General features: G+C 66.3%; 22 protein-coding genes, 4 tRNA genes and 1 riboswitch. Of the genes, 17 read left to right on the top strand and 9 right to left on the bottom strand.

The window, feature by feature from the left end:
• Positions 1–8: 8 nt before the first annotated feature.
• The 5 genes from IMX13_RS00745 to IMX13_RS00725 all read left to right on the top strand — a co-directional run bounded on the left by IMX13_RS00745 (position 9) and on the right by IMX13_RS00725 (position 4,274).
• A complete protein-coding gene (locus IMX13_RS00745) occupies positions 9–3,311 on the top strand; it encodes a hypothetical protein (protein ID WP_193395550.1) in 3,303 nt (1,100 codons plus the stop codon).
• Positions 3,312–3,366: 55 nt separating this feature from the next.
• A tRNA-Gly gene (locus IMX13_RS00740) sits at positions 3,367–3,442 on the top strand.
• Between the two features lie 155 nt (positions 3,443–3,597).
• A tRNA-Gly gene (locus tag IMX13_RS00735) sits at positions 3,598–3,673 on the top strand.
• Between the two features lie 67 nt (positions 3,674–3,740).
• Positions 3,741–3,814: transfer RNA gene (locus IMX13_RS00730), tRNA-Cys, on the top strand.
• 190 nt (positions 3,815–4,004) lie between these two features.
• Positions 4,005–4,274, top strand: coding sequence for a hypothetical protein (locus IMX13_RS00725; RefSeq protein ID WP_053520307.1), 270 nt, complete (start codon positions 4,005–4,007; stop codon positions 4,272–4,274).
• Here the strand turns inward: IMX13_RS00725 and IMX13_RS00720 are convergent.
• Together IMX13_RS00720 and IMX13_RS00715 are read right to left on the bottom strand one after the other, a co-directional pair.
• On the bottom strand, positions 4,271–5,350 hold the full coding sequence (locus IMX13_RS00720) for a hypothetical protein (protein WP_193395549.1): 1,080 nt from the start codon (positions 5,348–5,350) through the stop codon (positions 4,271–4,273). The genes IMX13_RS00725 and IMX13_RS00720 overlap by 4 nt on opposite strands.
• A gap of 73 nt (positions 5,351–5,423) precedes the next feature.
• Positions 5,424–5,918 carry a DUF6265 family protein gene (locus IMX13_RS00715; RefSeq protein WP_193395548.1) on the bottom strand — a complete coding sequence of 165 codons (495 nt, stop codon included), beginning with the start codon at positions 5,916–5,918 and terminating at the stop codon, positions 5,424–5,426.
• Between the two features lie 133 nt (positions 5,919–6,051).
• Here IMX13_RS00715 and IMX13_RS00710 point away from each other — a divergent pair, with 133 nt between their 5' ends.
• Positions 6,052–6,885: an AraC family transcriptional regulator gene (locus IMX13_RS00710; protein WP_193395547.1), complete on the top strand. Its 834-nt coding sequence runs from the start codon at positions 6,052–6,054 to the stop codon at positions 6,883–6,885.
• 4 nt (positions 6,886–6,889) lie between these two features.
• Here IMX13_RS00710 and crcB read toward each other — a convergent pair whose 3' ends face one another.
• Positions 6,890–7,282, bottom strand: a complete 393-nt coding sequence (gene crcB / locus IMX13_RS00705; RefSeq protein WP_053520303.1) for a fluoride efflux transporter CrcB — start codon at positions 7,280–7,282, stop codon at positions 6,890–6,892.
• An 81-nt stretch (positions 7,283–7,363) separates the two neighbouring features.
• A riboswitch (Fluoride riboswitch) is annotated at positions 7,364–7,427 on the bottom strand.
• A 22-nt stretch (positions 7,428–7,449) separates the two neighbouring features.
• Complete coding sequence (locus tag IMX13_RS00700) at positions 7,450–7,851, bottom strand: hypothetical protein (RefSeq protein ID WP_053520302.1); 402 nt, start codon at positions 7,849–7,851, stop codon at positions 7,450–7,452.
• Positions 7,852–7,962: 111 nt separating this feature from the next.
• Here IMX13_RS00700 and IMX13_RS00695 point away from each other — a divergent pair, with 111 nt between their 5' ends.
• Positions 7,963–8,172, top strand: coding sequence for a hypothetical protein (locus tag IMX13_RS00695; RefSeq protein ID WP_053520301.1), 210 nt, complete (start codon positions 7,963–7,965; stop codon positions 8,170–8,172).
• 349 nt (positions 8,173–8,521) lie between these two features.
• Positions 8,522–8,758 (top strand): hypothetical protein, encoded by a 237-nt coding sequence (locus IMX13_RS00690; RefSeq protein WP_019337197.1) that lies wholly within the window; start codon positions 8,522–8,524, stop codon positions 8,756–8,758.
• A gap of 12 nt (positions 8,759–8,770) precedes the next feature.
• Here IMX13_RS00690 and IMX13_RS00685 read toward each other — a convergent pair whose 3' ends face one another.
• The gene (locus tag IMX13_RS00685; RefSeq protein ID WP_193395546.1) at positions 8,771–9,817 is read right to left on the bottom strand and encodes a 4Fe-4S dicluster domain-containing protein; all 1,047 of its coding nucleotides are present in this window, start codon (positions 9,815–9,817) and stop codon (positions 8,771–8,773) included.
• Positions 9,814–10,101 (bottom strand): hypothetical protein, encoded by a 288-nt coding sequence (locus IMX13_RS00680; protein ID WP_053520310.1) that lies wholly within the window; start codon positions 10,099–10,101, stop codon positions 9,814–9,816. The genes IMX13_RS00685 and IMX13_RS00680 overlap by 4 nt, the downstream gene beginning before the upstream one ends.
• A gap of 180 nt (positions 10,102–10,281) precedes the next feature.
• Here IMX13_RS00680 and IMX13_RS00675 point away from each other — a divergent pair, with 180 nt between their 5' ends.
• Together IMX13_RS00675 and hemN are read left to right on the top strand one after the other, a co-directional pair.
• Positions 10,282–10,722, top strand: a complete 441-nt coding sequence (locus tag IMX13_RS00675) for a group III truncated hemoglobin (protein ID WP_193395545.1) — start codon at positions 10,282–10,284, stop codon at positions 10,720–10,722.
• 44 nt (positions 10,723–10,766) lie between these two features.
• Complete coding sequence (gene hemN, locus IMX13_RS00670) at positions 10,767–12,176, top strand: oxygen-independent coproporphyrinogen III oxidase (RefSeq protein WP_193395544.1); 1,410 nt, start codon at positions 10,767–10,769, stop codon at positions 12,174–12,176.
• Positions 12,177–12,225: 49 nt separating this feature from the next.
• Here hemN and IMX13_RS00665 read toward each other — a convergent pair.
• Positions 12,226–12,312: transfer RNA gene (locus IMX13_RS00665), tRNA-Leu, on the bottom strand.
• A 132-nt stretch (positions 12,313–12,444) separates the two neighbouring features.
• Between IMX13_RS00665 and IMX13_RS00660 the strand changes: the two genes are divergently transcribed.
• The 4 genes from IMX13_RS00660 (at position 12,445) to IMX13_RS00645 (ending at position 16,463) form a co-directional block, all read left to right on the top strand.
• The gene (locus IMX13_RS00660) at positions 12,445–12,879 is read left to right on the top strand and encodes a BLUF domain-containing protein (protein WP_053519798.1); all 435 of its coding nucleotides are present in this window, start codon (positions 12,445–12,447) and stop codon (positions 12,877–12,879) included.
• Between the two features lie 135 nt (positions 12,880–13,014).
• Positions 13,015–14,301, top strand: coding sequence for a nucleotide sugar dehydrogenase (locus IMX13_RS00655; protein ID WP_193395543.1), 1,287 nt, complete (start codon positions 13,015–13,017; stop codon positions 14,299–14,301).
• A gap of 55 nt (positions 14,302–14,356) precedes the next feature.
• Positions 14,357–15,979, top strand: coding sequence for an FMN-binding glutamate synthase family protein (locus IMX13_RS00650; RefSeq protein ID WP_053519800.1), 1,623 nt, complete (start codon positions 14,357–14,359; stop codon positions 15,977–15,979).
• Between the two features lie 22 nt (positions 15,980–16,001).
• Positions 16,002–16,463, top strand: a complete 462-nt coding sequence (locus tag IMX13_RS00645; RefSeq protein WP_193395542.1) for a GNAT family N-acetyltransferase — start codon at positions 16,002–16,004, stop codon at positions 16,461–16,463.
• 50 nt (positions 16,464–16,513) lie between these two features.
• Here the strand turns inward: IMX13_RS00645 and IMX13_RS00640 are convergent, their stop codons facing one another.
• Together IMX13_RS00640 and IMX13_RS00635 are read right to left on the bottom strand one after the other, a co-directional pair.
• Complete coding sequence (locus tag IMX13_RS00640) at positions 16,514–17,761, bottom strand: TIGR03862 family flavoprotein (protein ID WP_193395541.1); 1,248 nt, start codon at positions 17,759–17,761, stop codon at positions 16,514–16,516.
• Entirely contained in the window at positions 17,748–18,182 is a 435-nt protein-coding gene (locus IMX13_RS00635; RefSeq protein WP_053519803.1) for an FKBP-type peptidyl-prolyl cis-trans isomerase, read from the bottom strand. Before IMX13_RS00635 ends, IMX13_RS00640 begins: the two co-directional genes overlap by 14 nt.
• Before the next feature lie 69 nt (positions 18,183–18,251).
• Here IMX13_RS00635 and IMX13_RS00630 point away from each other — a divergent pair, with 69 nt between their 5' ends.
• The 3 genes from IMX13_RS00630 (at position 18,252) to IMX13_RS00620 (ending at position 20,597) form a co-directional block, all read left to right on the top strand.
• Complete coding sequence (locus IMX13_RS00630) at positions 18,252–18,617, top strand: DUF6164 family protein (RefSeq protein ID WP_053519804.1); 366 nt, start codon at positions 18,252–18,254, stop codon at positions 18,615–18,617.
• Between the two features lie 68 nt (positions 18,618–18,685).
• The gene (locus IMX13_RS00625) at positions 18,686–19,453 is read left to right on the top strand and encodes a sulfurtransferase (RefSeq protein WP_053519805.1); all 768 of its coding nucleotides are present in this window, start codon (positions 18,686–18,688) and stop codon (positions 19,451–19,453) included.
• Between the two features lie 148 nt (positions 19,454–19,601).
• Positions 19,602–20,597, top strand: a complete 996-nt coding sequence (locus tag IMX13_RS00620) for an LLM class flavin-dependent oxidoreductase (RefSeq protein ID WP_193395540.1) — start codon at positions 19,602–19,604, stop codon at positions 20,595–20,597.
• The last annotated feature ends 10 nt before the right edge of the window (positions 20,598–20,607 follow it).

Genomic DNA, 20,607 nt, shown 5'->3' with positions numbered 1-20,607 from the left:
TGGAGGCTGTGCACGAAACGAGGCAGGACGGTGGGCAGACCGCCTACCGGGCGTACCGTGATCGGATGCTGGAGGGTTGCCGGGGACGATCCGCGGGTGCGTTCCACGACGACATCGACGATGAGCGGACGGATGACCGGCCCGAAGCACCGCGCAACCGCATCCGTGGCTTCCGCATCGCAGTGGCCGATGCGCTGCGCGGGCAAGACCCGACTGTGGTCACCGAGGAAGACATGGCGCGCCGTGCGCTGGGCATTCCGGCGGACATCGCGCTGCATCCTGGCAAGGGCCGCGGGTGGCCGCTTCTGGTGCAGGTGTTCATGCCGTTCCCGTGGGTGCTCAGGTACGTGCGACACGCGCTGTCGCGGATCCGGACGTTCGAGGGCCGCCAGTACGTGTACTGCCAGTTCCACGCACGGCTGTTCCTGCATGCGGAAGCACGCATGTACAGCCGCAGCCTGGACATCGCCCTGCGCCGCTTCGAAGCCACGTCGTGGGAAGAACTGCGGGCGCTGCAGCTGCGGGATGCCGGCTGGCTCATCGCTGCCCATCGCCTGGGCCTCCGTCGGCTGACGGACCTCGACCGGTGTGCTGGACGGTCTGAAGCGCCTGGATGGTTTGCGCGGTGGATGGTGGATGAAGGCATCATCCAGCACAAGGAAGAGCTGCAGTGGCTGCAGTCCGCGCACAGGACATGGAGCGTCGGCTGGCGGCCGCGGCGAACGCAGCGCGAGCCGGTGCGTTCCGTTGTGCGCCAACTGATGCGCGCGGGCGTTGCGCGGCCGCACCTGGCGCGCCTTCATGATGTCGACCTGGAAGAATCTGATGCGGCGCGTCTGGCCGCGAATCTGACACTGCTGGCCGATGCCGGCATTGCGCCGGTGCACGGGGTATTCGATTCTGCACGTGATCTGTTATGGCGCACGCCGACGAAGACGTGGGCCTGGGTGGTGGGTGCAGCCGGTGCATGCACACCTGCGGATATCCACACGCTGCGCGGCTACCTGGGGTTTCATGCTCCACCGCCTGACTGGATCGCCCATCATCTGATCGCGTGTGGTGCAGGCCTCGATGCACTTGCCACTTGCTGTCGGTTGCTGGGCGAGCTGAGCGATGATGCCCCGGCCGAAGATGTGGAGGCCGCCATCGATCTTCTGCTGGCAGCACCTCATTGCCTCGACTTCACGCAGTTGGGCGCCTGCGGCCAGTATCTGCGACGGCCCGACCGGCTGAATCGATTCCTGCAGGTGCTGGTTCGCCATGATCTCGGTGCAGCGGGCCACGTTGTTGCGTTCCAGGCCTGCTATCGCGTCGGTGACGCCGATCGCCTGGACGCGTGGTTGACCCTCATTGCGGGGCGCACAGCGGGCATGGACGTCGATGTCCTGGTCGAATGGGTGGGTCGAATGCTTGCACAGGGGAGCCTGGACGCATTCCAGTACCTGCATTCGGCCATTGCGCCTGCTGATTTTGCAGAGCTGCGGAAGCTGGAAGTGCTGGCGTCCCTCGGTCCGGGACTGCTGCGTTACCTGGTTGAAGACAAAGGCCTGGATTCGGTAAAAGCGCTGCGCGACTGGTACTTCGCTACCCGGGGCCTGCACGGGGTGACCTGGTGGAGCGGCAGCGATCCCGAACTGTGTCGGCTGCTGGCGGATGACGCCTTCCAGCGCCACAACTTCGGCTTCATGATGCAGAACCATCGATGCGTCCTGGAGGTGGTCGAACGACGGGCGCACCAGGTGGTTCCGCGCCCGCAGAGAACCGTCGATGCAGATGCCATGGCGCGCTACTACGATGCGCTGGCCAAGCGGCGTCGCGAAGAGATGGCGCGCCTCCTGCCGCAGTTGCCCGCGATGCTGGAGGGAACCGGCGGACTTCTGCTCGCATCGGTCCTTCGCGCAGGCGGAACGTCGATGACAGCACTGCAGGACAGGCTGGCCCGGTTACAGCCCGCGGTCGAGCAGTTGCTGGCCGGGCAGGGAGCAACGTCAGCCGAGCTGGACGAGGTGGATGCGGAGCTCATTTCGATGGTCTACCGCACGTCCGTCGATGTCGTTCGTGGAAGTTGGGCGGCGGCACGCGGATTCCAGTCGCACCTGGATGGATGGAGGCTGGAGCCGTTCCATCCGATGGCCTGGCAACGCTCGATCAGAAAACGCACAGGCGTGCTGGAGCGCAGCAGCCTGCTGGCACTGAAACGCGCCAGCGAACACGCGACGCGGTTCCAGCACGGCCCGGATGAGGGGCCGCGAACGTTCCGTGACCTGCGATCGAAGCGGTTGCTGGATCCCGCGCGGGATCCTTGGTCGGTCTCCGCCCATCTCGGCCTGCTGCTGGCTGCCGCAGGCAATGATCCGGAGATCCTCCAGTGGCGGCGCAGCACCTTCAGCGAGGTCGCCAGCATGCCGGAGGACGGTGCGCAGACCAGCGCGTACCTGGAGCAGCTGGATCGGTTGTTCAACAGCGCATTGCCGGATGCCCTCGACGAACATGCTCAGCGTTTTCTGCATAGCCTCGCTCCCGATGACGCCGGGCAGCTGCTGCAGCGGCTGCTGCCGCCGTCGCCGTCCGCTGACAGCACGGTACCGGTCATGTCACTGGATCAGGCCTTCGCGCAGATGCGCAAGAACGTTCTGGATGTGTGCGTGCGCTGGGTGAAGCGCGAGAAGGGCAGGTATGGCCGCCCGGACCCTTCCGGATCGTGCACGCATCTGCAGGCGACGTTGACCAAGCACCCGGCGGCGTACTTCGCCAAGCATGCCGCCAATCTATGCTCACGCGATCGCGTTGCGATGTGGCAGGAGGCGCGCCACGCCCACCTGGTCGTATTCGATCCGAGGCAGCGACGATTGGCGGGCATGGCCATGGTGAACATCGAGGTCGTGCCGTCCCTGCACGCTTCCGGGAGCTGCCTCATCATCCGCGCGATCAATCCCATGGAAGACATGCTTGCGACGCATTGTCTCCGGTCCATCGTGGAGTCCTTCCTGGACATCGCCATCCAGATCGCAGAACGCAACGACCTGGTTGCGGTACTGATGCCCTGGCACAACGGGGCCCATCTGTTGTCGAACCTTCCCGGGATCGAGAAGTACCTCGAGAAGCAGTACCTGCAGAAGGCCCAGGCGGCATCTGCCGACCGGTCTGGCGAGCTGATGGCCAGCGACGACCTGCGCCGCCGCCCCCGCAAGGTGAAGGCCAGATTCTCGGCATTCGAGCAGGGAATGGAGATCGTCGGAACGCTGTATGCGATCTGGCAGCGGGCCCCGGTGGACCAAGCCGCGCGTCGCACGCCATCGGAAGACTGTTGACGGCGTGAAGGAACTTCGACACAATGGCGCTCCTTCGACGCAGGTCGAAGAATCTGCGGGAATAGCTCAGTTGGTAGAGCGCAACCTTGCCAAGGTTGAGGTCGCGAGTTCGAGTCTCGTTTCCCGCTCCAGATTCTACAGGGCCCCGGTTGGGGCCTTGTTTTTCTCCCGCACTTGGCAAGGCGGGGCCCGTTGAGCCACAAGGCTTTTCGCGCAGTCAGAAAAGTGAAATCAGGTATGAAATCGCTGGTGTGAGTTCCGGGCTTCCGGTATCATGACAGCCTATGCGGGAATAGCTCAGTTGGTAGAGCGCAACCTTGCCAAGGTTGAGGTCGCGAGTTCGAGTCTCGTTTCCCGCTCCATGTTCCGACAGGCCCCATCGCGGGGTTTTGTCATGTCAGGGGCTCCATTCCTGGCGCGCAGTACGTTGGCCTCATGGCAGAGTGGCTATGCACCGGATTGCAAATCCGTTTACAGCGGTTCGATTCCGCTTGAGGCCTCCAATTGAAAAGCCCTGACTTCGGTCAGGGCTTTTTTTTTTGCGCCGTCATCCTGCGCTGCCAAACGTGCCTGACGTCCCAGTCTCAGCCGCCTACGACATGGGAAGGGGGTATGGTCAGTGCAGAGGCCTTCGGGCGCGGCAATGGCAGGCAGGGAGACTATGGCGCGTGGCGGACAGGCGGTGGATCGGCAATGAGCAAACCCACAACGGAAGTACGCTGGCTGACATTCCGGCTGATGAACGGACAATCGATCGGACCGGAGCGCCTGCGCGATGGCTGGAGCACCGCTTCGGAAACCCGCCACTGCGGGGTCCGGCGCGAGGCCATCGAGGGGGCAGGTGTGGTCTACGCGCTGTACGGGCCTGCCAACCTGGCATCGCCGCGTCGTGCCGAGATGCGCATGCGTGAGTTCCTGATGAGCAGCGGCTACACCTTCACCATGGGCACGCTGGGCGGCTAGCGCATCGCGGCAGCCTTCAGGGCCGCGACCACCTGTTCTCCGGAGAAGCCACAGTGGCCCGTGCCTGCTGCGGGCAGTACGCGCGGCAACGGCGTCGCACCCGCGTGCGCGGCCAGTTGCGGATAGCGTTCCTGCATGCGCGGTGCGATGGTGGGATCGTCGTTGTTGAACTGGATCACCAGCGGCCGCTTCAGCGCGCCGGTCAATCCGAGTGTTTCGCGCACACGCGCCTGTGCTGCGGGAACGGCGGCGATGCGCTGCACCCCTGCATTGAACGCAACGTCATCGCCGAATCCACGATAGACGACGCCGATGTTGCCGACTGGCATGCCGCCACTGCGCGTGGCCAGTTCGTGCAGGACCAGCGCGTGCAGGCTGATCGTTCCGGGCAGCGCATCGGATGCGACCTGCAGTTGTGCGGCCAGCAGTGCAGCGGAGTGCGGCGCGCGTTGCAGGGCGTTGACGATGCCTTGGTACAGCTCGCCCTGTGGTACCGAAGCGGCTTCGCTGGATGCCAGGCCAGCAGCAGGCAGTCCTTCGGCATGCGGGAAGAAGTAGTCGAACGCGACCACGGTGGTGAGCAGGTCGCCGGCCAGCTGCTCGCCTGACAGGTTGGCGCCGCATAGCGAAACACCACCGGCGTAGTGGGCCGGATGCCGTTCGAGACTGGCCACGGTCACCGCACCGCCCATCGAAAAACCGAGCAGCCAGGTATTGCGCACACCCTTCAAACCGGCCAGCGTGTGCTGACGCAGGCGTTCCACATCGTTGATGGCATCGGCCACCGCCCACCCCTGGCTCGCGTAGGCGCTCTGTGCGACCGCGTAGCCGGCCGCCAGCAGAGGTGCGGTTGCCTCGTTGGCGGCCATCGGCGATTCGCGTGGCGTGCCCACCGGCTCGTAACCGTGCGCCAGCATCACCAGATCGCCGTTCCAGTCCGCAGGGATGTCCAGGCGCCACGGCGCACCCTGCAGCTCGCCACTGAGCATGCGTGGCGGGGCGGGCGGCGCCGCGAGCAGCGGCATGGAAGGCAGCGCCAGGGCCAGTGCCAGGGTCAGTCGGAGAAGGGCACGCATCGTGTTCATCCGGGCAGGTGATACGCCGAGCATAGAACCGGCCGCGGTGCCGTGCCCGCTGCAATGCGTCAGGTCAGGGGGCCATCACCGGCCCGCCGCAGGCGACGCGGTGCATCGGAAAATCCATGGCCTGTGCCGGATCGTCCTGTGCGATCTCGATACGTGCGTGCAGGCGCTGCCCAGTGACGCGGCGATAGGTGATCCGTTGCGGGAAATCATTGGCCGGATTCTCGAAGACGACCTCGTCGGCCTCCACCCGGACGGCACTGAAATCAGTAGCGTTGCGCCCGGAGGGCAGCGCCGTGAACACCAGCCGCCCATCGTCGTGCTGGCGCAGCTGCATGAACTCGAAACCCACGGTGCGCCCGTCGCGCAGGCTGCGGCTGCTGCCGAACATCGTTCCGCCGGCCACGGTGGACCACTGCTCACCGGCTCCAGGTGGCTGCCCGTCCAGCTGCCAGCAGCCGGAGAGCCAGCCGAGCTGTTCAATGTCTGCGGTTGCAGCGGCGTGCGCATGGGCGGCGAAAAGCAGCAGAGGCAAAACGGCGCGGGCGATCCGGTTCGACATCGTGGGCTCCATGCGCGGGACGGTGGCCCCTGTATAGCGCCGCGCAGCGCCGGCGGCCAGCGCCGCACGCAATGACGCCGAATTCGATACGATCTGCGGGTTCCTCCCCCTTCTGCTTGCCCTGGAGTCCGACATGGTGGATCGCCTCGCCGTCCTGCTTGAGCGTTTCGCGGTCACTGCGTCGGTCTTCCACGCCGGTGCACTGTGCGGCATCAACAGCCTGGAGGGGGAGGACGAAGCCGGCCAGCTGCATCTGGTACGGCGTGGACCGGTGCAGGTCAGCCATGGACAACAGACCGTGCAGGTCGAGGTGCCCAGCCTGCTGCTGTACCCGAGGCCGATGCCCCACCGTTTCCAGACCGACCCGCACCTCGGTGCCGACATGGCCTGCGCCAACCTGCATTTCGAAGGCGGCCGGCTCAATCCGATCAGTGCCGCATTGCCTGATTTCATCTGCCTGCCACTGGCGGACCTGCACGGCAGCGATGCGGTGCTGGAAATGCTGTTCGAGGAGGCGTTCGAGCAGCGTTGTGGCCGTGCGGCAATGGTCAATCGTCTGTTCGAGGTGGTGATGATCCAGGTGCTGCGGCAGCTGATGGAAGGCGGTGAGATGCGCGGCGGTCTGTTTGCTGGCCTCGGTCATCCGCGCCTGCGCCTGGCATTGGTCGCGATGCACGAGGCGCCGTCGCAGGCATGGACGCTGGAAGACCTTGCCGACGTCGCAGGAATGTCGCGCAGCGTATTCGCGGCGAGCTTCCGTGAGGCGATGGGCACCACCCCCGGCCAGTACCTGCAGGGCTGGCGCGTAGGCCTGGCGCAGCAGGCCCTGCGCCAGGGCCGACCGCTGAAACGGATTGCCGACGAGGTGGGCTACGGCAGTGAAGCGGCGCTTTCGCGTGCGTTCAAGGCGCACACCGGGCAATCGCCCCGGCAGTGGCGGGGGCGGGTGCGGACCTCCGCGGCCTGAGCGTTCAGCCCAGCGCGAGGCGGGCCAGCTTCATGCCCACGAACAGGCCGGCCAGTCCCAGTGCGATCGATCCCCCTGCATACAGCGCGGCCAGTCCGTGCTGCCCCCGTTGCAGCAGCAGGCCGATCTCCAGCGAATAGGTGGAGAAGGTGGTGTAGCCGCCCAGGATGCCCGTGGTCAGCAGCAGCCGCAGCTGCGGCGATGCGCCGTTGCGCAGGGCGAAGGCCTCGACGACCGCCCCCATCAGCAGGGCGCCGCTGATGTTGACCAGGAAGGTGGACCAGGGCCATGGACTGCCGACGGCGAACCGCGTGCCGATCAGGTTGCAGGCATGGCGCAGGCAGGCGCCGGCGCCGCCTCCCAGGAAGACCAGGACGTAATTGTTCAGTGCTTGCATGGCGGGCCTCGAGTACGTGTTCGCAGATGCGGAGGCGAACGCGATGGCGGGCACGGCCTGCCATCGACGAACGCCCGGTTCGTCACAGCAGGAGCCATCAGCCATGCCTGGCGGTTATCGGGGGAGCCCCATCCCCATCGGTCCCCATGCTACCAGCGCCGACCCGGTCAGGGCAGGGAGGTCATCACCACGCGCGCCACCCTGCTGCGGCTGACGCCATCCATCAACAGTTCGAATGCCAGCAGATCCAGTGCCGCGTGGCGCCGGTGGTCGATCTCCAGGCCCTTCTCGGCGACCAGCACGCTTACCAGTTCATAGGCATCCTGCCAGACATCCAGGTGCGCTTCGCTGGGCATGTAATAGCTGGTGCGTTCGCCGACGCCCCGCCCATGGATGCCGTACAGCAGTTCGCGTGCATCCAGCTTGGCTGCGTCGGCGATCCGGAACAGCTGTTCGGCCTTCACATGTGAGGGGCTGACGTGGTCGTTGAGCCAGTTGCTGATGGTCGCCGTCGTTGAAGCGGCGGCGCGGGCCAGATCGGCCGGGCGTGGGTGCCCGGCTTTCTTCATGGCAATGGCGAGTCGTTGGCCGAGAGTATTCATCTATGCAAGCCAGCTTAACGCGTGGAAGCGAAAGAATCCTTGCCGCAAGAATAAGTCTGGTTAACGACAGGACCGACCATGACCGATTTCTGGAGCAAACGGCAGGTGCGCACGCGCCTGGGATTCCAGACCGACGCCGAGCTGGCGCAGTTCTTTGGCATAACGCGATCCGCTGTGTCGCAATGGCCCCAGGAAGCGCCCATTCCTCCATTGCGACAGTTCATCCTCCACCAGCGCCATCCCGACCTGTTCCCCTGGGCTGAGGCCTCTGAAGACGAATCAAGCTAGGTTGCGTCTGCAAATGTCGTATTTAGCACGCTTTGCGGTATGTGTTAAGCATGCTTATCAATATAGGGAAAATTGATCGAAACCCGCGTTGCGATTGATCGCGCGGCGAGGCTGCCCTGGCGACGGACGCACCACGGCGTCGGGATCGGCCCCTTCTTTTGCCTGTGCCGATCACAGACCGTTATGTGAACGATTAATAATTTCAATCGAAAAAGTCGCCGCATGTAATTGACCTGTCGTGAAATCTGTGACTAATTGAGGTCAACCGGTCGTGAAGCCCGGGAGTCTTTCAGCACGCAAGTGAGTCGGTAGACCGTCAACGATGCAGGACAAGTCCAACGGAGGTCGTATGGAATACGGCATGCATGGCTTGGCTGAACGGGTACGCCGCGAACTGGAAGCCAGCTATCACAAACACGGATGCGGCCCTGCCTTCTGGGACACGTACCAGCAGGTGCTGGACCGGCTTGTCCCGCAGGGGACCGAGCGCACGGAAGTGACCAATGAAATGGCGCTGATCATCGAGCAGCTCGGAATCGTACGGCGTGCCCAGCTGGTGCCTCCGCACGCCAACGGGTCGCGCTGATTCCGCGCTGATTCAGAGCAGGTGCCAGGCGCCAGCGCTCAGCAGCACCAGCAGCAACGATGCCAGAACCACGGTCCGCGGTCGCCACCCGCGCCGCGGCTGCCCTGCCATCGTCTGCGGGCTGCAGTAGCGGATCAGTCCCGGACCGAAACCGGCCCGGGACTGTTGCTGCTCGCAGGCATCCAGGCAGGCGCCGCACGCCAGGCAGTCGGCCTGCGGGCCCTGGCGGATGTCGAGCTGCATCGGGCAGGCGTGGAGACAGGCCGCGCAATCGGTGCAGTCGCCGAGGCGGTCGGCGCTGAAGGTCGGCATGGGGCCGGCCAGCCATGGGTGCGCGGCGCGGAACACGTAGTCCTGCGCGGAGGTCGGATCGAGCAGGCCGCGACCGCGGCCGATCACGCCGCCAAGGCCAGCGGGCCGGGGCCCGCGGGGTTCGCCGCGGCGCGCGTCATACAGCATCCGGGGGGTCTGGGGGTCGACCAGCAATGGCTGCGCGCGCGCGAAGGGGCACAGCGAACGGCAGACCTGCTCCCGCAGGAAGCCGGCGTTGCCCCATGTGGCTGCCGCGTAGAACAGCACCCAGAAGGTTTCCCAGCCACTCCAGCCGCCCTGGACACTGGCGGTGACGAGGCCGGTGATCGGGCTGAACAATCCCACGAAGGTGATGCCGGTCCATAGCGACAGCAGTAACCATGCGGCCTGCGTGGCAGGACGCGCCAGGGCGCGTGGCAGGCGTTGGGCAAGAAAGCTGTCGATCAGGCTGAAGGCGTAGCTCCACACCGTCTGCGGGCAGGCATGGCCACACCAGATGCGGCCGGCGAGGTGGGTCAACAGCGCCAGTGCCATCGTCAGCGCCAGCAGCAGGCCCAGCAGCAGGCCAACGTCGTCGGGCCACAGGGTCCAGCCGAACAGGTCGAAGCGACGTGCGTCCAGGTCCAGCAGCAGCGCCTGGCGGCCGTCCCAGCGCAACCAGGGCAGCCCAAGGAAGCCAACCAGCACACCGAGCCGCAGTGCGCCACGCCATCGCCACGGTGGGGAAGGGGGCCTTAGTGCGTTCATCCCAGAGGCAGCTCATCATCTGCGTCTGCCGGCATCGGCCGCAGCAGATATCCGGTGATCGCGCTGGACAGCGCCGTCACCGCCCAGAACATGAAGAAGCCGACCGTGTAGCCGAGTTCGCGACTGATCGCCGTGCCCGGAAAACTGATGGCCTGAAGGCGCAACGGGTCGACGAAAGCGAAGAACACCACGCTGGCCAGCCCGGCGGCGATGAAACTGGGCCAGAGGATGGCGCCCCAATGCTGGATCAGGCGCTGACGCGGGGACGAAGTGGGTGTATTCATGCGGTCGCGGGTCGGGAAGGGGGCGGCGCGTATACTCCGCCATGGCTGGCGCAGCATCCGCAGGGCATGTTTCCTGCAGGCATGTCAGCCTAGGCGCGCACACGCGCGCCGACATTGATCTGGATCAACGGCGGTGCCGGCCGGTTGGCGCACTCTGCCGGCAATCGCCTGGTGCCTCTGATGAACGCTACGCCATCACTCGTCCCTCCTGTCGCCTCGCCCGCGCTGTGTACCGAAGAGGACGTGACCCGTCTGGTCCACGACTTCTATGCACGCGTGCGTGAGGAGGAGCGTCTGGGCCCCGTGTTCGACGCGCATGTGCACGATTGGCCCGTGCATCTGGCGCAACTGGTGGATTTCTGGTCCGCAATGCTCAGGGGAACGCGTCGCTTCAAGGGATCGCCCATGTCCAAGCACATGGCCATCGCCCTGGACAAGGACCTGTTCGACCGCTGGCTCGCGCTGTTCCGGCGCACCACCGCCGAATGCGGCAATCCACCGATGCAGGCGTTGGCCGATGATGTGGCCGCGCGCATTGCGGAAACGTTCTGGCGCCGGTACCAGATGCTGCGCTGGCCGCAGGTGGCGCTGCCGGTGCTGGGCGTTCCTGCGCGGGATTGATCTGGGTCAAGGCGGCACTGACTGTCCGGCGCGATGCTGGCGGCATGGACACGTTCTCTCCCGCTGCCGGCGGCCTGGCCTGGACCTTCGACCCCGATCTGCTGCGCCGGCATGACCGGCCCGGACCGCGCTACACCTCGTATCCGACCGCTCCGCACTTCCACGATGGTTTCGGCGCGCCCGCACTGCGCCAGGCGATCGCGGACAGCGACGTGCTGGCGCGCGCGCTGTCGCTGTACGTGCATGTCCCGTTCTGCTCCAGCCCGTGCTTCTACTGCGGCTGCAACCGGGTGATCACCCGTGATCGAAGCCGTGGCCACAGCTACGTCTCACGGGTCCTGGCCGAGGCCGATCTGCTGGCGCCGCAGTTCCAGAAGGGCCGTGAGGTGATCCAGCTGCACCTGGGAGGCGGAACCCCGAATTTCCTGGACGCCGAGGCGATGACCACGCTGATCGACGGCCTTCGCCGGCGTTTTGACTTCAGCTGCTCGGCCGAGCGCGATTTCTCGATCGAGCTTGATCCACGTTTCATCGAAACGCGTGACGTGGCGATCCTGGCACGGCTGGGCTTCAATCGCGCCAGCCTGGGCGTGCAGGACTTCGATCCCTCGGTCCAGACGTCGATCAACCGTGTGCAGGGTGTTCAGCAGACCCTGGACATCCTGCGTGCCTGTCGTGACAGCGGCATGCGCTCGGTCAACGTGGATCTCATCTACGGGCTGCCAGGACAAAGCCAGGAAGGATTCGGCCGCACCCTCGAGCAGGTGCTGGCGCTGCGGCCGGACCGGCTGGCGGTGTATGGCTACGCGCATCTTCCGCATCTGTTCCGCGCGCAGCGGCAGATCGACGAGCGCGCGCTGCCCTCCCCGGAAGACAAGCTTGCGTTGCTGGGACTTGCCGTGCAGCAGCTGTCGGCAGCGGGCTACCAGTACATCGGCATGGATCATTTCGCGCTGCCGGAAGAGGATCTTTCGCGCGCCCAGCGCGCTGGCCAGCTGCATCGCAACTTCATGGGCTACACCACCCATGCCGATACCGACCTGCTGGGCCTCGGCGTCAGCGCGATCAGTCATATCGGCGCGACCTACAGCCAGAACCCACGCGACCTGCCGTCCTGGGAGAGTGCGGTCGATCAGGGCCAGCTGCCGGTCTGGCGCGGCGTGGCGCTCAGCGCCGACGATCAGCTGCGCGCAGACCTGATCCAGCAGCTGATGTGCCAGGGAGAGGTCGATGGACGCGCGCTCGGCGATCGCCACGGCATCGTGTTCGACGACTACTTCGCCGAGGACCTGTGCGCCGTGCGACGGCTGCAGGACGATGGCCTGGTCGAGTATCGCGATGGCGTGGTCCGTGCCAGCGAACGCGGCCGGCCGCTTCTGCGCCTGCTGGCGATGTGCTTCGATCCCCATCTGCGTGCAGCGCACGAGCAGCCGCGCTATTCGCGCGCGATCTGAGCGGTTGGGAGGTTCACGGCAATGCGTGTCGCAATTTGCCCGAAAGCCCTGGTGCCCGGAGCCGGAATCGAACCGGCATGACCTTGCGGTCGGCGGATTTTAAGTCCGATGCGTCTACCAGTTTCGCCATCCGGGCCTGCAGTGCGGCGCCGATTGTAGCCCAGCGGGGGCTCCAGCACCGGCGGCCGGGCATCGCACGGCGTGCTTAACTGTATCGCCCATTCATGCCATAGTCCCGACCATCGTTCCCAGGGGGGGGAGCCACCTGATGTCGCTCTACGCGATCGCCTACGTCAGCGATGCCCGCGCCGATCTGCGGACATCCGATCTTGACCGCCTGCTGGCCGATGCCACGGCGTTCAATCGCGTGGCTGGCGTCACCGGGGTGCTGATGTTCGACGGTGCGCGCTTCCTGCAGTATCTCGAAGGTCCGCAGGATGGCATCGATTCGGTGTTCCCGCGCATCCTCAATGCCCGCAGCCATACCCAGTTGAAGGTGCTGTGCCGGGCGCCCGTGCCGCAGCGGGCGTTCCCCCGCTGGAACATGGGGACGCGACGCATCGAGGCGGAGCTGCTGGCACAGATCGTCGGTGAGGCGTGGCCGGGGTTGACGCTGGGCAGCGTGGGGTTCGAGCACCTGCTGCAGGCCTGGACCGGGGCCGATGGCGAGCTGGAGCCTGCCGCGGTCGCACTGGGCTCCTGACCTTGGCGACAAGGTCCTGACACCGTTACGCTGTAGCCCTCTTGCGAAGACTTCCCGGAGTGGGCAGCGAATGAGCGTGATGGCCGAAGCGGCGGCAGTGGGCGATCCGCCGCTGCCGGCATGGCGGGTGCATTGATGAGCGTGCCGGTGTCGGCGGCGGAAGCGCCCCGGTTCGCGGTGATCGGTCTGGGTTACGTGGGCCTGCCACTGGCGGTGGCATTCGGCCGGGAACAGCCGACGCTCGGCTTCGACATCGACCCCGAACGCATCGCCGAGCTGCGCGCGGGCCAGGACCACACGCTGGAGATGGAGGCCGGGGAACTCGCCGCTGCACGCCAGCTGGAGTACAGCAGCGACCCTGCGCGGCTGGACGAGTGCAACGTGTACATCGTCACCGTGCCGACGCCCATCGATGCCTACGAGCAGCCCGATCTGGAACCCCTGCGCTCGGCGACGCGGTTGATCGCCAGCCATCTGCGCGCCGGCGATCTAGTGATCTACGAGTCCACGGTCTATCCCGGCACGACCGAGGAAGTCTGCGTGCCCTTGCTGGAGCAGGGTTCGGGCCTGCGATTCAATGAAGATTTCTACTGCGGCTACAGTCCGGAGCGGGTCAGCCCGGGGGACCGCCAGCGCCGCCTGGCGGACATCCGCAAGATCACCTCGGGTTCGACACCGGAGGTGGCGTCGGTGGTCGATGGGCTGTACCGCCGCATCATCGACGCAGGCACCTTCCCGGCGCCATCGATGCGCGTGGCCGAAGCGGCCAAGGTGGTCGAGAACATCCAGCGCGACGTCAACATCGCTCTGGTCAACGAGCTGGCGCTGATTTTCGACCGTCTCGGCATCGATACCCAGGACGTGCTGGACGCCGCGGGCAGCAAGTGGAATTTCCTGCCGTTCCGTCCCGGTCTGGTCGGTGGCCACTGCATCGGCGTGGATCCCTACTACCTGCTGCACAAGTCGGAAAGTGTGGGTTACCACCCGGACCTCATCCACACCGCGCGGCAGGTCAACAACCGTGTCGGCGAGCACGTGGCCATGCGCGTCCTGGCCATGTTGGCCGAGCGCGGGCGGACCGCGGCCCAGGCGCGCGTGCTGGTGCTGGGCGTCACCTTCAAGGAAGACTGCCCCGATCTGCGCAACAGTCGTGCGCTGGAGCTGGCGCAGCGCCTGGCAGACGCAGGCGCCCAGGTCGATGTCAGCGATCCATGGGTGGGCCCGGTGGCCTTGGCCGATGCCGGTGTGCGGTGGCTGGCCGAGCCGAAGGCCGGCTGTTACGACGCGGTCGTATTGGCAGTGGCGCATGCCAGTTTCAAGGCGATGGATGAAGCCCGCATCCGCGGCCTGCTGGCGCCCGGCGGCCTGGTGTATGACGTGAAATCGGCCTGGCCGCGCAGCGTGGTCGACGATCGCCTGTAGGCGTTGATGATGGCGGGCGCGGTAGACTCGGCTGCAGTTGCAACCAAGGAACGCCATGCACCGGTATATCGTCTACCTGCTCGCCATCCTGATGTTCCCCGTCTGCCTGTGGCTGGCCACGATATGGCCTGCCTGGTACTGGGGCGTCGGTCTGACCGCCGCGATGGTGGCGCTGGGGACCTGGGATCTGCTGCAGAAGCGCAGCACCCTGCGCCGCAACTATCCGGTGATGGCGCACTTCAGATACGGGCTGGAATCGATCGGCCCGGAGATCCGCCAGTATTTCGTGCAGAGCGATCTGGAAGACGTGCCCTTCTCGCGCCAGCAGCGTGCACTGATCTACCAGCGTGCCAAGAACGAGATGGATACGGTGCCGTTCGGCACGCTGCGTAGTGCATATGCGGTGGACTACGAATGGATCAACCATTCGCTGGCACCGACCACCATCGCCCGGCACGATTTCCGTGTGCTGATCGGCGCAGGCTGCGCCAAGCCCTATTCGGCCAGTGTGTTCAACATCTCGGCGATGAGCTTCGGCTCGCTGTCGGCCAACGCGATCCGCGCGCTCAACGAAGGCGCACGCCGTGGCGGCTTCTATCACGATACGGGCGAAGGCTCGATCTCGCCGTACCACCGTGAGATGGGCGGCGATCTGGTCTGGGAGATCGGCTCGGGCTACTTCGGTTGCCGCGACGAGAAGGGCGGTTTCAGCGAAGAGCGGTTCGTCGCCAACGCCACCCATGACCAGGTGAAGATGATCGAGATCAAGCTGTCCCAGGGGGCCAAGCCCGGTCATGGCGGCGTATTGCCCGCGCCGAAGGTGACGGCCGAGATCTCCGTGACCCGTGGCGTGCCGATGGGGGTTGACTGTGTATCTCCGTCGCGGCACTCGGCGTTTTCCACGCCGGTCGAACTGCTGCAGTTCGTCGCCCGCCTGCGCGAACTGTCCGGTGGCAAACCGGTCGGCTTCAAGCTGGCCATCGGCCATCCCTGGGAGTGGTTCGGCATCGCCAAGGCGATGCAGGAGACCGGCCTGTTGCCGGACTTCATCGTTGTCGATGGCGCCGAGGGCGGCACGGGCGCGGCACCGGCCGAGTTCGTCGATCATGTGGGCGTGCCGATGCACGAGGCGCTGCTGCTGGTCCACAACACCCTGGTCGGGCTGGACCTGCGCGAGCGCATCCGCATCGGTGCGGCCGGCAAGATCACCAGCGCATTCGACATTGCCCGGACCATCGCGCTCGGCGCGGACTGGTGCAATGCCGGTCGTGGCTTCATGTTCGCACTGGGGTGCATCCAGTCGTTGAGCTGCCACACCGACAAATGCCCGACCGGCATCGCCACCCAGGACCCGGCGCGCTGGAAGCATCTCGACGCGCCTGACAAGGCCACGCGCGTGCACAGCTACCACGAGCACACGCTGCATGCTCTGAAGGAGCTGTTGTGTGCCGCCGGCCTGAATGATCCGGCCGAACTGGGGCCGGAGCATATCCTGCGCCGCGTGTCGCCGGTGGAGATCCGCTCGCTGGCGACGCTGTATCGCTATCTGGAGCCGGGAGAGCTGCTGCGGCGGGTGCCGGATCACGCGGTGTTCCATGCGTTCTGGGCAGACGCGCGCAGTGATTCATTCCAGCCGCCGGCGCGGATCCAGGCGCTGAGGGCCAGCAAGTCGCGGTAATGAGGGCCCATACGGAGGTTGCATGCAGTTCAGGACCGGTACGATCGACGATGTCACGCCGCTGTGGGCCCTGCGCACGCGGTGCGTGCGCGAGACCTGCAGCAGTCACTATCCGCCGGAGGTGATCGCACCCTGGGCGGCGTCGCCGCCGCCGGCGCAGTATCCGCGGCTGTTGTCGCAGGGCGGATGCGTGGTGGCCGAAGGCGGGCAGGGCGAGCTGCTCGGTTTTGGCGTACTTGATATCGATGGAAATGAGGTGGATGCGCTGTTCGTCGATCCGGATCGTGGTGGACAGGGTATCGGCCAGGCGCTGATGCAGCGGCTGCTGGCGCTGGCCGATCCGGGGCGCGACGTGGTGCTGTCGGCCTCGCTCAATGCCGTGTCCTTCTATCAGCGGCAGGGTTTCATCCGCGAACGCGAGGAAATCTATCCCCATCCCAGCGGGGTACCACTCGCCTCGGTACGCATGCGAAGGCCGTGGTGAGGCGCTGCTTCCGGTAGCACCGGGCCACGCCCGCTGCTACCGCAGGCAATTCAGCGTGTGGCCAACCACTGGATCACGCCTTCGGCAGCGCGCTGGCCACTGGCAAAGCAGGCCGTCAGCAGGTAGCCGCCGGTCGGCGCTTCCCAGTCCAGCATTTCGCCGGCGCAGAACACGCCGGGCAGGGCACGCAGCATCAGCCCTGCATCGAGCGCGTCCAGCCTTACCCCTCCGGCTGTGCTGATCACCTCGGCCATCGGCCGCGGGCGCAGCAGTTTCAGCGGCAGGCGCTTGAGCGTCGCTGCGACTGCAGCGAGATCGTTGCCCGCGTCCTTGCCGAGGTGCTCGAACACGAGCGCCGCTTTCACTGCGTCCACCCCGGCCTGGCGGCGCAGGTGTTCACCGAAGCTGCGGCCCTTGCGTGGGCGCGACAGATCGGCCAGCAGGCGTGCTTCATCGCGGCCCGGCGCCAGGTCCAGCCACAATGGCGCACACCCCTCGCGGTTGATGGTTTCGCGCAGGTCGGCCGACAGCGCGTAGATCAGGCTGCCTTCGATGCCATAGTCGCTGGCGACGCATTCGCCCTGCAGTGACCGTGGTTGGCCTGTCAGGTCGATCCAGTGCGCCACCACTGGCTTCAAGGGGGCACCGGCATTGCGCTGGGCGAACAGGGGCGTCCAGTCAACATCGAACCCGCAGTTGGCGGCCTGCAACGGCGCGATGTCGACGCCGCGCGCCTGCAGCGGTGCCACCCAGGCACCGTCGCTGCCGAGATGCGGCCAACTGCCGCCGCCCAGTGCCAGCACGGTGGCATCAGCGTGCACGTCGAGGTGGCCGTCTTCGGTGTTGAAGCGCAGCGCGCCGTCGCTGGCCCATCCGCACCAGCGGTGATTCACGTGCAGGCGTACGCCCTGCTCCTTCAAGCGGCGCACCCAGCCGCGCAGCAGGGGCGCAGCCTTGCGATCGACCGGGAACACGCGGCCCGAACTGCCGACATAGGTCTCCACGCCGAGATCGGCGGCCCAGTCGCGCAGTGCCTGCGCGTCGAACCCGTCCAGCCATCCGCCGACTTCACCGGCCTGCTCGCGATAGCGGCTGTCGAACAGCGGGCGCTCATCGGAGTGGGTCAGGTTGAGCCCGCCCTTGCCGGCGATCAGGAACTTGCGACCTGGGGAACCCTTGGCTTCATAGAGGTCCACCTCCAGGCCGGCGGCGCGCAGGCGCTCGGCAGCGAACAGCCCTGCCGGGCCGCCACCGACGACGGCCACGCGGCGCGGTGCATGTGGATCAGGGTTGGACATCGAGCAGCTCGACATCGAACACCAGCGAGGAACCCGGCGGGATCGGGCCGGCGCGACGGCTGCCGTAGCCCAGGTCCGGGGGGATCATCAGGGTGCGCTTGCCGCCGACCTTCATGCCGGCCACACCTTCATCCCAGCCGCGGATGACCTGGCCGGCACCGAGCACGAAGGTGAACGGCTGGCCGCGTCCGACCGAGCTGTCGAATGTCTTGCCATGCTTGCTCTCGGTGCGGTTGTCGTAGATCCAGCCGGTGTAGTGCACGGTGACCTTCCGTCCCGCCACCGCTTCGGCCCCGGTACCGGGCTGGGTGTCGATGCGCTCGAAGGTGGTCAGCGTGCCTCCCGGTGGTGGGCCGGACGGCTCCATCGAGCAGCCGGCAGCAGCAAGGGACAGCAACAGGGGAAGCAGCAGTCGGCGCATCGGGCGTCTCCGTCGGGCGCAGGGCGAGGGCGGCAAGGGTAGCGCATCGGCGCCGGGTATCATGGCGCCATGGCCAAACTCCTGCTCAATCTGCGCAATGTCGGCGATGACGAATATGCCGACGTCTGCACCCTCCTGGATCGCCACGGCATCGCCTGGTACCGCACCGAGCCCAGCCCCTGGGGCATTTCCAATGGCGGGCTGTGGCTGCGCGAGGACGGTGATCATGCGCGCGCCAAGGCATTGATGGCCGAGTACCAGGCCGAGCGCGCGCCACGCATCCGGGCCGAGCGTGAGCAGGCCCTGCGCGATGGCACGGCCGAGACCTTCGGCAGCCTGCTGCGGCGCCGGCCGCTGTATGTCGTGCTGGTACTGCTGGCGATGCTGGGCGCTGCTGCCCTGGTGCTGCTGCCGTTCATGCTGCTGCGGGGGTAGGGCGCTCCAGCCGCCGATCATCGACCCCGGGTCCTGACCCGGTGGCGGCCAGGCGCTAAAATGCGCGGATGATCGCCAATACCGCCGCCTATCATTTCACTGCCATCGACGCCCCCGAGGTTCTGTGCGACCAACTGCTGGCGCGTGCCGAAGCGGCTGGGCTGCGCGGCACGATCCTGGTGGCGGGCGAGGGCCTGAATCTGTTCCTGGCGGGCGCCCCGGCCGCCATCGAGGGCTTCTACGCGGCACTGCGTGAGGATCCGCGTCTGGCCGGAATGCGGGTCAAGACCAGCTTCAGCGAGCATCAGCCCTTCGCGCGGCTCAAGGCCAGAGTGAAGCCGGAGATCATCAGTTTCCGCCGCGATGACGGCCAGCCGCTGGCCTATCCACGCGCGCCGGCGGTCGATCCGGCCACCGTACAGCGTTGGTTGCGGCAGGGCCACGACGATGCGGGAAAGCCGGTGGTGATGCTCGATACCCGCAATCTGCAGGAGGTGGAGTACGGCACGTTCAAGGACGCGCTGGTGCTGCCGATCCACAAGTTCACCGATCTGCCGGAGGCCCTGGCGCCGCACCGCGACGCATTGAAGGACAGCACCGTGGTCAGCTTCTGCACGGGTGGCATCCGCTGCGAGAAGGCCGCACTGTGGATGCTCAATGACGGCATGGACAACGTGCTGCAGCTCGATGGCGGCATTCTCGGCTACTTCGAAGAGGTGGGCGGCGAGGGCTACGACGGGCGCTGTTTCGTGTTCGACGAACGGGTGGCGCTGGATGCGGAGCTCAGGCCGCTGGTGGATGAGCCGCTGCCGGAACCACGCCCCAGCGCCTTCTGAGCGGCTGTCCCGGGCGCCGGTCGTGCACGGCTGTCCGGTCCACCTGGGGAGCTGACCCGCCCGGCAGGAATCAGCGTCCCGCCACCGGCACTGGCCGCCGTGCCGGGCCGACCCCATGCAGAGGGGATCTTTTGACGGAAACCGCCTGATGATCCCGTTTTCGATCCTCGACCTGGCCCCGGTCTGCGAGGGCAGCGATACCACCGCCGCCTTCTCCAACATGCTGGCACTGGCCCAGCATGCCGATGCGCTGGGCTACCGCCGCTACTGGCTGGCCGAACACCACAACATGCCCGGTATCGCCAGCGCGGCCACCGCCGTGCTGATCGGGCACGTTGCCGGTGGCACGCAGCGCATCCGTGTCGGTGCAGGCGGCATCATGCTGCCCAACCATGCGCCGCTGCAGGTGGCCGAGCAGTTCGGCACGCTGGCCTCGCTCTATCCGGACCGCATCGATCTGGGGCTGGGGCGGGCGCCCGGCACCGACCAGCCGACCGCCCGCGCGCTGCGGCGCTATTTCGACAGCGCTGACCAGTTCCCGCAGGATGTGCGTGAGCTGCTGCATTACTTCGAGCCGGTCCAGCCCGGTCAGGCGGTGCAGGCCGTGCCTGGCGGCGGCCTGCGGGTGCCGACGTGGATACTGGGTTCCAGCCTGTTCGGTGCGCGCATGGCGGCATCGATGGGGCTGCCGTACGCCTTCGCCTCGCACTTCGCCCCGGACGCGATGGATGAGGCGCTGGCAGTCTACCGCCGCGAATTCCGTCCTTCGGCCACGTTGAAGCAACCGCACGCGATGCTGGCATTGAACGTGGTGGCCAGCGACAGCGAAGCCGAATCGCGCCGCCTGTTCACCAGCCAGCAGCAGAGCTTCGTCAATCTGCGCCGGGGGCGTCCCGGCAAGATCCCGGCACCGATCGACGACATCGAATCGTTCTGGGAGCCGCACGAAAAACTGGGTGTCGAGCGGGCATTGGCGTGCACGGTGCTGGGTGATCCGCAGCAGGTGGCCGAGGGTATCGCCGCGTTCGTCCAACGCCATCGACCTGACGAACTGATGCTCACCGCCAATCTGTATGACCATCGCGCGAGGCTGCGCTCGTTCGAGCTGACCATGCGGGCGTGGCACGATCGCCACGCGGGCTGAACGATTGCAT

This window comes from Stenotrophomonas sp. B2, from assembly GCF_014947095.1.
Classification (GTDB): domain Bacteria; phylum Pseudomonadota; class Gammaproteobacteria; order Xanthomonadales; family Xanthomonadaceae; genus Stenotrophomonas; species Stenotrophomonas maltophilia_P.
Note: the sequence above shows the minus strand (reverse complement) of the source record. Positions and strands in the feature narration are given on the sequence as shown.